Source organism: Streptomyces sp. NRRL S-37 (assembly GCF_000721605.1).
GTDB lineage: Bacteria > Actinomycetota > Actinomycetes > Streptomycetales > Streptomycetaceae > Streptomyces.
This window is the reverse complement of sequence record NZ_JOIZ01000085.1, coordinates 1-880: the sequence shown is the minus strand read 5'-3', so window position 1 is coordinate 880 and position 880 is coordinate 1. Positions and strand designations below refer to the sequence as shown.

The 880-nt window shown below is 69.5% G+C and carries 1 protein-coding gene; it reads left to right on the top strand.

Going from position 1 to position 880, the window contains the following annotated elements; translation table 11 throughout:
* A partial coding sequence (locus IH50_RS38350; protein ID WP_199822200.1) for an acyl carrier protein occupies positions 1–880 on the top strand: 880 nt, incomplete at both ends.

Here is an 880-nt window from a genome sequence, read left to right as displayed (position 1 = left end):
GCGGCGTGAGGTGCTGCTGGATCTGGTGCGGGGTCAGATCGCGGTGGTGCTGGGTCATGCGGGTGCGCAGACGGTGGATCCGGGGCGTGCGTTCCAGGACCTGGGTTTCGACTCGCTGACGGCGGTGGAGCTGCGGAACCGGTTGGGCAAGGCGACCGGGTTGCGGCTGCCGGCGACGGTGGTGTTCGACTATCCGACGGCGAATGCCCTGGTGGGTTATCTGCTGGACGAGTTGTTCGGTGTGGTGGAGCCGGCCGCGGTGGTGCCGGTGGGGTCGTTGCCGTCGGTGGCGGACGATCCGGTGGTGATCGTGGGGATGGCGTGCCGTTATCCGGGTGGGGTGTCCTCGCCGGAGGATCTGTGGCGGCTGGTCTCCGACGGCGTCGACGCCGTGACCGAGTTCCCCGTCAACCGCGGCTGGGACGCCGACGTCCTCTACAACCCCGACCGCGAGGCCTCGGGCACCAGCTACACCAAGGCCGGCGGTTTCCTGCACGACGCGGGCGCCTTCGACGCGGACTTCTTCGGGATGAGTCCGCGGGAGGCGGTGGCGACGGACGCGCAGCAGCGTCTGCTGCTGGAGACGACGTGGGAGGCGATCGAGCGGGCCGGGATGGATCCGGTGTCGCTGCGGGGCAGCCGCACCGGCGTCTTCGCCGGCGTCATGTACAACGACTACGGCAACATGCTCACCGACGAGCAGTACGAAGGCTTCCGCAGCAACGGCAGCGCTCCCAGCATCGCTTCCGGCCGTGTGGCGTACACGTTCGGGTTCGAGGGGCCGGCGGTGACGGTGGACACGGCGTGTTCGTCGTCGTTGGTGGCGTTGCACTGGGCGGCGCAGGCGTTGCGGTCGGGTGAGTGCTCACTCGCCGTGGCC